This is a genomic window from Blastopirellula marina DSM 3645 (assembly GCF_000153105.1).
GTDB classification, from domain to species: domain Bacteria; phylum Planctomycetota; class Planctomycetia; order Pirellulales; family Pirellulaceae; genus Blastopirellula; species Blastopirellula marina.
This window is the reverse complement of the sequence record NZ_CH672377.1, coordinates 786,142-792,410: the sequence shown is the minus strand read 5'-3', so window position 1 is coordinate 792,410 and position 6,269 is coordinate 786,142. Positions and strand designations below refer to the sequence as shown.

At 57.6% G+C, this 6,269-nt stretch carries 7 protein-coding genes; 3 read left to right on the top strand and 4 right to left on the bottom strand.

What is annotated here, in order from left to right; translation table 11 throughout:
• Nucleotides 1-38: 38 nt before the first annotated feature.
• The 3 genes from DSM3645_RS22265 to DSM3645_RS22255 all read right to left on the bottom strand — a co-directional run bounded on the left by DSM3645_RS22265 (nucleotide 39) and on the right by DSM3645_RS22255 (nucleotide 2,276).
• Complete coding sequence (locus DSM3645_RS22265; RefSeq protein ID WP_002654851.1) at nucleotides 39-584, bottom strand: flavodoxin; 546 nt, start codon at nucleotides 582-584, stop codon at nucleotides 39-41.
• A 79-nt stretch (nucleotides 585-663) separates the two neighbouring features.
• A complete protein-coding gene (locus DSM3645_RS22260; RefSeq protein ID WP_161603402.1) occupies nucleotides 664-1,392 on the bottom strand; it encodes a tetratricopeptide repeat protein in 729 nt (242 codons plus the stop codon).
• Between the two features lie 122 nt (nucleotides 1,393-1,514).
• A complete protein-coding gene (locus tag DSM3645_RS22255) occupies nucleotides 1,515-2,276 on the bottom strand; it encodes a tetratricopeptide repeat protein (protein ID WP_040352927.1) in 762 nt (253 codons plus the stop codon).
• Between the two features lie 461 nt (nucleotides 2,277-2,737).
• Between DSM3645_RS22255 and DSM3645_RS22250 the strand changes: the two genes are divergently transcribed.
• Complete coding sequence (locus DSM3645_RS22250) at nucleotides 2,738-3,718, top strand: DUF1559 domain-containing protein (protein ID WP_002654847.1); 981 nt, start codon at nucleotides 2,738-2,740, stop codon at nucleotides 3,716-3,718.
• Nucleotides 3,719-3,858: 140 nt separating this feature from the next.
• Entirely contained in the window at nucleotides 3,859-4,248 is a 390-nt protein-coding gene (locus DSM3645_RS22245) for a hypothetical protein (protein WP_002654846.1), read from the top strand.
• 143 nt (nucleotides 4,249-4,391) lie between these two features.
• Here the strand turns inward: DSM3645_RS22245 and DSM3645_RS22240 are convergent, their stop codons facing one another.
• Complete coding sequence (locus DSM3645_RS22240; protein ID WP_002654845.1) at nucleotides 4,392-4,970, bottom strand: YdeI/OmpD-associated family protein; 579 nt, start codon at nucleotides 4,968-4,970, stop codon at nucleotides 4,392-4,394.
• Nucleotides 4,971-5,141: 171 nt separating this feature from the next.
• Here DSM3645_RS22240 and DSM3645_RS22235 point away from each other — a divergent pair, with 171 nt between their 5' ends.
• Nucleotides 5,142-6,251, top strand: a complete 1,110-nt coding sequence (locus tag DSM3645_RS22235; RefSeq protein WP_002654844.1) for a sialidase family protein — start codon at nucleotides 5,142-5,144, stop codon at nucleotides 6,249-6,251.
• The last annotated feature ends 18 nt before the right edge of the window (nucleotides 6,252-6,269 follow it).

The window sequence follows — 6,269 nt, the reverse complement described above, 5'->3', positions numbered from 1 at the left end:
CGCCACGCTAGGGCGTGGCGATGGCGCCCGAAGAAACGTTACCCGGCGTCGGCCAGATCTTGCAGGTCCAGCAGCCCGATCTCTTGCAGAACCTGGACCAACCAACCGCGGATGCGATCTTCGGTTTGATCGGACTCGTTATCTTCGTCGAGCCCGAGACCAACGAAATGTTCGTCGTCATACATGGCCTGCGACTCGTCAAACTGATAGCCGGCCGCTGGCCACACGCCGACCAGCGCGGCGCCCCGCTTCTGGATCGCTTCCCATAGCTCTCCCATCGCGTCGAGAAAATTATCGGGATAGCCGTAGGAGTCTCCCATGGCGAACAGTCCCACTTTCTTGCCGGTCAAATCCAAGTCGCCCAGCTTGCGGAGAAAGTCGAACCAATCATCCTGCATCTCGCCGATGTTCCAGGTCGAGACGCCCAGCAGCAGCACATCGTATTGCGTCAATTCGGCGGGCTTCGTTTGACTGACGTCGCCGATATGCGTCAGCAGGCCGCCAAGTTCTTCGGCGATCTTGTTGGCGGCCATTTCAGTATTGCCGGTGGTCGAACCATAAAAAATAGCGATAGAAACGCTCATCGAATTCACTTCCTGAGAAGGTTGTTTGTCTGGGGAAGAAGGCTGGCGCGTCGAACGCTCAGCGCCATCGTGGGCGACTTTATTCGCTGGCGATCTCAATCATCCGACACCGACAATAAGCGGCGCGTTCTTTGTCGCCGAACTGGGCGAATAGGTCGATCAAGCGCGTCACGCAACATGTGCAATCGACCGAGTGCAGTTCATCGGTCGACGCATCGGCGATCGCTAGATACGCTTTTTCCTGTTCCTCTTGTTGTCCATACAGGGTCGCCAGCGACATCCGGTATCGAAAAACGCGCGGCGCCAAATCGATTAGCCTCTCAACTAGAGGGATCGACTTCTCGGCAGGTTCGCCGGCGCGACACATGTAAAAAACGACGCCGTACAGTGCGGCGTGGCAGTCGGGATTGTGCTGCACGGCCAACTCGCAGACGCGGCGGGCCCGGTCAAACTCTTGCAAACGCCCTAATCCTTCGGCCAGACAAGACATCAGCGTCGGCGGAAGGTCGTCACGTTCCGACAACTCGCAGTAGATCGAGCGACCATCCTCGAAGTCGCCCCGTTGGCAATAGCAGTCGGCGATCGCCAACTGCGCCGCCATCGAGAGCGGTTGCAACTGGCGCGCATGTTCCAACGTGCGCAGCGCCGCTTCATGCGATCCCTGCATCTGCAGGATGACTCCTTTCAACTCCAGGGCATCGGCGGCGATCTCTCCCTCGGTTAGCGCCGCATCCACATGGCGGAGCGCTTCGCCGAGCATTCCGCGACTATAGCAAGCGACGGCGCGCTGTAGTGGGTTCTCAATCACAGACATTCTCTCCAGGCAATCGGTTGATAAAGCACGAACAGGCCTGAGAAGTAGTCCAGCGCAACTCGATTTTCAGGCGCCGATCGGTCGGGTTATCTGTCCGAAAATCAAAATGAGTTGGACTACGAATTATCAGCGTCCTCTTCGTCGGTCGGTCGGTACGAGGATACGGCCTCGTATTCGATTTGCGCCAAGCGCGCATGGCACGCTTCGGCACGGGCGACTTCGCCGCAGGCCGCTAACAGCAGACGTAACCGCTGTAGCGAGGCGACGCAGTCCAGCGACTCGACCTCGATGGCGCGCAACCGACGAACGGCGTCTAAACGCCGTCCAGCTTCGACCAGCCTCTTGATTACCGCGATTTTGTACTGGAGATTCTTCGGCTGCAGCCGTTCGGCCTGCAGCAACAACGGGAGCGCCGCTTGCGGCCCCAGTCCCGAACGTTCCAAGCCATCGGCGACGAGCGTCAGCAGTCGATGGTTTTCTCGGAAACGCCGCAGACTACGCAGACCCAAGTCGACCCCATCTCCAATCGCATCGACACGCAGCAGCCCGCGAACCGCATCGACCGCCGAGACCTCGTCGAGATTCTCGATCTCGGCCAAGTGAGCGTAGATGCAAGCCGCCAAGTCAGGGCGCTGCGTGCGGAGATAACACTCGGCCAAACGGCACTGCGCCGCCGCCGAGAGAGGAATGAGCATCGCGGCGGTTTCTAACATTCGAGCCGCAGCGGCTAGTTCTCCCAGGCTAAATTGAATTTGCCCGGCCAGCTGCCAACAGTGCCCGTCATCGACCCAGCGGTCGTGATGGCGCTGCAGCACGTGCAGGGCTTGTCGGTATCGTTCCTGGCGAAACAAGTCAGCGGCAAGAGCGTAAAAATCCACCAAATCTCTCCTTCATGCCGAAACCAGCGATTGCTATCGCAGCGCGCCTTTGCGCCCACGATCGCAGCGAGCCAGCCGAGTTCGCCGGTCACAGCGAATCGGATGGTACATCCAGCGGAGCTGGCTCCCGTTCTACAGAACGAGCTGGCTGGCGGCTAAGATGATAGTGAGTCTCAATAGCGACAATCATAGCGGGACGGGGAAAAGACGTCAACTTCAGCGGGAAGATTTTTCAGCAAACGGGAAACCGGCGCTCCCCAAATTCCTGCGGGACGGTCGCGGCAGCCCTGATTCGCCTTAAATCAGAGGTGAGAGCGCATGCAGCGGGTGGGGGAACCCGCAGCGCTTTTGCGGCGATTCTTGCGCCAATAAAAAAGGAGGTCTGTATAATTATTTTTATCTTTCATACATGGCCCTCTTGGGGAAGCCATTCCTGTCCTTCTTTTCGCGGGGTTTTTTATATGCGCATCGCATCGTCACGAAGCCGTCTAGGTTTCACTCTGGTCGAGTTGTTGGTTGTGATCGCCATCATCGGCGTGCTCATCGCTCTGTTGTTGCCGGCGGTTCAAGCGGCCCGCGAAGCGGCGCGGCGCTCGCAGTGCTCCAACAATCTGAAACAAATGGGACTGGCCCTGCACAACTTCCACGACACCTTCGGTCGTTTTCCGCCGGGAGCCAGCGACAATTCCGCCCCTTTCGGCAAAGGCTACACCAGCCCCGGCGGACACTCCTGGATGGCGTACAGCATGCCGTTTTTAGAGTTGGGGAACGCCTACGATAGCTGCGACTTCCCCAATCGCAGCTTCTACGACTCGAATATTGAAACCGCCATCGGCAACACCAATTTCCCCGTGTTCGGCTGTCCCTCTTCGGCGCTAGAGCAAGAGTTCAGTAGCCAGACTCCCAAGACCATGGTCGCCGACTATATCGGTATTGCCGGCCACGTCGATGGCTACGGCAGCGTTTCTGCCGTGAATGACACAAGCGACACCGCCTTTGGCGTGAGCGCCACCAATGGAGTGCTCGCCAAGCAGTCGAAAAACACCTTCGCATCGATTACCGACGGCAGCAGCAACACGATTGTGGTTAGCGAGATCGGCGATTGGGTTTACGTCTCCGGCGGAACGCGTAAAGACGTTCGCTCTGGCACGACGCACGGTTTTGCGGCGGGTTACCAACGCAATACCGGTTCGCGGCGCGTTCATAACTGCGTCACCTTGCGGCACATCATTAATCCGGGATCGGCGATTGAATACACCACGGATACTTCGGACGGCGTCAGCGAACTCGGCTACAACAGTCCCCTGCGATCCGCGCATCCAGGCGGCGTCATGATTCTGGTCGGGGACGCGTCGGTCCGATTTCTTACCGAGTCGGTTGACACAAGTTCGATGGCGCGACTGGCCAACCGCACCGATGGTCTGGTCGTATCGCAGTTCTAATCGCGTCTCCGCGACCTGAAATGAAGGCGGCTGGGTCTCTCTTATTGCCTGGGAGGTAAGTGGGCCCAGCCCCCCTTCACGACAAGTCATTGGCTTTCGATCGTTTGCGTAATCATTCCAATACAAAGAGAGGGCGCCCGATGAAGACGCGCAAAGCAGTAGGTTTGGGCTTGGTCGCACTGTTGATAGGAACGCTCGGCTGTACCGCCGAGCGCCGGTTGCCCGATCGAATTGACGTGACGGGAAAGGTCACCCTCGGCGGCGAGCCGCTCCCCGCTGGCTCGATCTCCTTCAGCTCTGAGAAAGACATCGCCGACGGCATGGTCGCTTCCGCCGATATCAAGGATGGTCAGTACGCCGCGAAGGTCCCCCTCGGAGAGAAGAAGGTCGTGATCCACTCGATCATTCAAACCTCCGATCCGGCTCACGAGTTCATGGATCTAATCCCGGTCCAGTACAACAAAAAGAGCACGCTGACGGCCGACGTGAGTGTCGGAAATAGCGAGTTCGATTTTCACCTGACGAAGTAGTTGGCTTGACCTCAGGCTCTCCGCCAATTTGAAAGCAGCGATAAATTCTCTGATTGCGATATCGCCCGGCCAGTTTGGGGCAGGCTGGCCGGGCCTCGCATCATGGTTCCAACCGGAGGGAAGCGAGTGATATCGCCAAGACGTCAGCGAATCGCGGTTTGGCTTTTGAGCATCGCGAGCAGTTTGTCAAAACGTCGTTGACGCGTCTCCGGCTTTTTGGCCGACTGCAGTTGATAGGCGATCGCATACCGATTGGCTTTGTTCAACGTGGCGAAAAATGCTTTCGCGATTGGATCGGCGTTTACGGCGGCGACAAAATCGGCAGGTACGACCATTTCGCTGGACGGCGGGTAAGCGGCGTCCCACCGTCCATCGGCTTGGGCCGCGCGAACATGCGCCAGACCCGGCGCTTGCATTCTGTTTTCCGCAAGCAGCCGTTCGACATGTTCGCGATTGCGCTGCGACCAATTGCTCTTCGGCCGCCGCGGGGTAAATCGTTGCAAGTAGGAAATGTCATCCAACGATTTCTTCACGCCGTCGATCCAGCCCCAGCACAGCGCCTCAATCACCGCTTCTTGCCAAGTAACCGATTTCAGACCAGACGCCTTCTTGTGGATTTGGAGCCACAGTTCCGTTTCCCTCGCGTGATGGACCGCCAACCAAGCGTTGAACTTCTCAGGCGTCGGAAACGCACGCGTACGCGCTGCGTTCGGCTCGGGCATAGATTAGTCTCTTTCTGTCAGGTAGGGTGGATGGAGCACCGCCGAATTACGTCCGCAAATTTCAAGCGACAAAGCCGGTTTGCGCAACCCACCGAAGCAGCTTGCCAAATTGGGAAAATCAATTGCGGCCTTGGTTGACCTGCCCTCCCAGACTAATAGAAAGTCCTTCCTATGAAAGCCTCCATTTTTGCGGGGTTGATCGTTACCGGGGTGATGTTGACGTGCAGCGGATTCGTTGTCGGCGGTGAGTCTGGTCCCGCGCGGGTGATCGTTCCGGCTCCAGAGAGCGACCGGTTTTGTCACTTGTCATGGCCCAAGGTCGTCAAAGCCAAGGATGGTAGTCTGGTGGTCGCCTACATCGCCGGCAGGAAGCACGTAAATGGGGATGGTTGTCCCGCTGTGTCGATCTCTAAAGACGGCGGCAAGAGCTTTAGCTCTCCCCATGTTCTGAAGACGTTCGACAGCACGATGCAATATCAGCATGCCGCCAATCTAGCGATGGGAATCGCCGAGGACGGCGCCATCGTCCTGATGGCGATGGCCTTTACTGACAACCTGCGCAACAACATCTACGCTTGGCGATCGACCGACAATGGCCAAACTTGGGAAATGACTGACACCGCCGCGATCGGCGAGAGCAAAACCGGATCGGTCTTCGGCCACGTGTTTCAGGTCCCCGGCAAGGGACTAGCGGTGTGCGGCCACTATCGCCAGCCGAGCGGTTCAGGCCTATGGATCGCCTATTCGAAAGACGACGGAAAATCCTGGGGGCCGGCTCAAACCATTTCGACCGAGAGCTATTTTGAACCGACTTTCATTTATACCAGCGGACGTCTGATCGGGCTGGTCCGAGAGAACGCCGCCCATGCGTACCATCAATACGTCAGTGACGATCTCGGCGCGAGTTGGCAATTCGGCGAAAGCGTGATCCAGGGGAGCAAAGACGCGGTGCATCCCAGCCCTTTCCTTGTCGCGGATCCGACGCAACCAGAGCGGCTCTACGCGCTTCAATCCGAAAGGGACGCCGCCAATCAGATCAATCTTTGGCAATCACAATCAGACACGCTCCAGTGGGAACGGCACAGTCTTGTGACCTCCGGTGCTGGCTTTGAAGATTTCAGCTATCCCTGGATGACGCATATCGAGGGTAACGATTGGTTTCTCGTTTTCTACGCCGGCGAGAAAGATGGCCCGAACTCGATTTACGGAATGAAGCTCACGATTCCACCGCAATCAAACGTGGATGTACTTGACAAGCCAAAGGCCGATGATGGGGACTAGCGGCGAATTTGCATCCCG

Bases quoted from the DNA above. Each gene is read 5' to 3' on its own strand.
- DSM3645_RS22250 (WP_002654847.1), top strand. From the start codon at position 2,738: ATGCGCATCGCATCGTCACGAAGCCGTCTAGGTTTCACTCTGGTCGAG.
- DSM3645_RS22265 (WP_002654851.1), bottom strand. From the start codon at position 584: ATGAGCGTTTCTATCGCTATTTTTTATGGTTCGACCACCGGCAATACT.
- DSM3645_RS22240 (WP_002654845.1), bottom strand. From the start codon at position 4,970: ATGCCCGAGCCGAACGCAGCGCGTACGCGTGCGTTTCCGACGCCTGAG.
- DSM3645_RS22245 (WP_002654846.1), top strand. From the start codon at position 3,859: ATGAAGACGCGCAAAGCAGTAGGTTTGGGCTTGGTCGCACTGTTGATA.
- DSM3645_RS22235 (WP_002654844.1), top strand. From the start codon at position 5,142: ATGAAAGCCTCCATTTTTGCGGGGTTGATCGTTACCGGGGTGATGTTG.